2 rRNA genes (1 of these 2 cut by a window edge) are annotated in these 2,500 nt (G+C 54.4%); both read left to right on the top strand.

The features are described 5' to 3' along the window. Positions 1 to 2,220 (top strand): 23S ribosomal RNA (locus tag AC3DET_RS15275) (it extends 659 nt beyond the left edge of the window). Between the two features lie 126 nt (positions 2,221 to 2,346). Beyond that, a 5S ribosomal RNA gene (rrf, locus tag AC3DET_RS15270) occupies positions 2,347 to 2,461 on the top strand. Positions 2,462 to 2,500: the final 39 nt, after the last annotated feature.

The following is a 2,500-nucleotide window of genomic DNA, read 5'->3' as shown; positions in this document are numbered from 1 at the left end:
CCGGGTGATCTAGTCATGCCCAGGGTGAAGGTGCCGTAACAGGTACTGGAGGCCCGAACCCACTCCCGTTGCAAAGGTAGGGGATGAGGTGTGATTAGGAGTGAAAAGCTAATCGAACCCGGAGATAGCTGGTTCTCCTCGAAAGCTATTTAGGTAGCGCCTCGTATGAATCTTCTTGGGGGTAGAGCACTGTTATGGCTAGCGGGACATCGCGTCTTAGCAAACCATGGCAAACTCCGAATACCAAGACAGAATGTACGGGAGACACACGGCGGGTGCTAACGTCCGTCGTGAAAAGGGAAACAACCCAGACCCACAGCTAAGGTCCCAAATTTCGTGCTAAGTGGAAAACGATGTGGAAAGGCACAGACAGCCAGGAGGTTGGCTTAGAAGCAGCCACCCTTTAAAGAAAGCGTAATAGCTCACTGGTCGAGTCGGTCTGCGCGGAAGATTTAACGGGGCTAAGCACGAAACCGAAGCTTGGGGTGCATAACTTTGTTATGCGCGGTAGAGGAGCGTTCCGTAAGCCGTTGAAGGTGACTTGAGAAGGTTGCTGGAGGTATCGGAAGTGCGAATGCTGACATGAGTAACGATAATGCGGGTGAAAAGCCCGCACGCCGAAAGCCCAAGGTTTCCTTGCGCAACGTTAATCGACGCAGGGTTAGTCGGTCCCTAAGGCGAGGGCGAAAGCCGTAGTCGATGGGAAGCAGGTTAATATTCCTGCACCTCGCGTGAGTGCGATGGAGGGACGGAGAAGGTTAGGTGTACCGGGCGTTGGTTGTCCCGGGGAAAGGCGGTAGGTTTGGATCTTTGGCAAATCCGGGATCCTTTAAGACCGAGCACCGAGACGAGTCCTTTTGGACGAAGTCACTGATACCACGCTTCCAGGAAAAGCTCCTAAGCTTCAGCTCACGCAGACCGTACCGTAAACCGACACAGGTGGGTAGGATGAGAATTCTCAGGCGCTTGAGAGAACTCGGGTGAAGGAACTAGGCAACATGGCACCGTAACTTCGGGAGAAGGTGCACCCTCTTTGGTGGCCCATGCGGGCTATAGCTGAGGGGGGTCGCAGAAACCAGGCCGCTGCGACTGTTTATCAAAAACACAGCACTCTGCAAACACGAAAGTGGACGTATAGGGTGTGACGCCTGCCCGGTGCTGGAAGGTTAATTGATGGGGTCAGCCGCAAGGCGAAGCTCTTGATCGAAGCCCCAGTAAACGGCGGCCGTAACTATAACGGTCCTAAGGTAGCGAAATTCCTTGTCGGGTAAGTTCCGACCTGCACGAATGGCGTAACGACAGCGGCGCTGTCTCCACCCGAGACTCAGTGAAATTGAAATCGCTGTGAAGATGCAGCGTTCCCGTGGCAAGACGGAAAGACCCCGTGAACCTTTACTATAGCTTTACATTGAACGTTGAGTTCGTCTGTGTAGGATAGGTGGGAGGCTATGAAACCGAGGCGCTAGCTTCGGTGGAGCCAACCTTGAAATACCACCCTGATGTGCTTGACGTTCTAACCTAGGTCCGTAATCCGGATCGGGGACCATGTATGGTGGGTAGTTTGACTGGGGCGGTCTCCTCCCAAAGAGTAACGGAGGAGCTCGAAGGTACGCTCAGCGCGGTCGGACATCGCGCACTGTGTGCAAAGGCATAAGCGTGCTTGACTGCGAGATCGACGGATCAAGCAGGTACGAAAGTAGGACTTAGTGATCCGGTGGTTCTGTATGGAAGGGCCATCGCTCAACGGATAAAAGGTACTCCGGGGATAACAGGCTGATACCGCCCAAGAGTTCATATCGACGGCGGTGTTTGGCACCTCGATGTCGGCTCATCACATCCTGGGGCTGTAGTCGGTCCCAAGGGTATGGCTGTTCGCCATTTAAAGTGGTACGCGAGCTGGGTTCAGAACGTCGTGAGACAGTTCGGTCCCTATCTGCCATGGGCGTTGGAGATTTGAGAGGGGCTGCTCCTAGTACGAGAGGACCGGAGTGGACGAACCTCTGGTGTTCCGGTTGTCACGCCAGTGGCATTGCCGGGTAGCTATGTTCGGAAGCGATAACCGCTGAAAGCATCTAAGCGGGAAGCGCGCCTCAAGATGAGATCTCCCGGGGCACAAGCCCCCTAAAGGAACCATCAAGACTAGGTGGTTGATAGGTCAGGTGTGTAAGTGGGGCAACCCATTGAGCTAACTGATACTAATGATCCGTGTGGCTTGACCATATAACCTCAAGTGGCCTTGGACTCGACGATATCGTCAGAGAAAATCCAATGCCCGCTACGTCACAAGACCCTATGAGAGATTGGCGCCTTAATCCGTTCCTTGGATGGCGACGCTCCAACCCTCTCCCTGGTGAAATTAGCGCTGTGGTCCCACCCGTTCCCATCCCGAACACGGAAGTGAAACGCAGCCGCGCCGATGGTAGTGTGGCTTAAGCCATGCAAGAGTAGGTCATCGCCAGGGGCTTTACCCCGAAACCCCCGTCCGATAGGACGGGGGTTT

It is taken from the genome of Pseudoxanthomonas sp. 97-1-1, from assembly GCF_057773125.1.
This window is presented reverse-complemented; position numbering and strand designations above follow the sequence as displayed.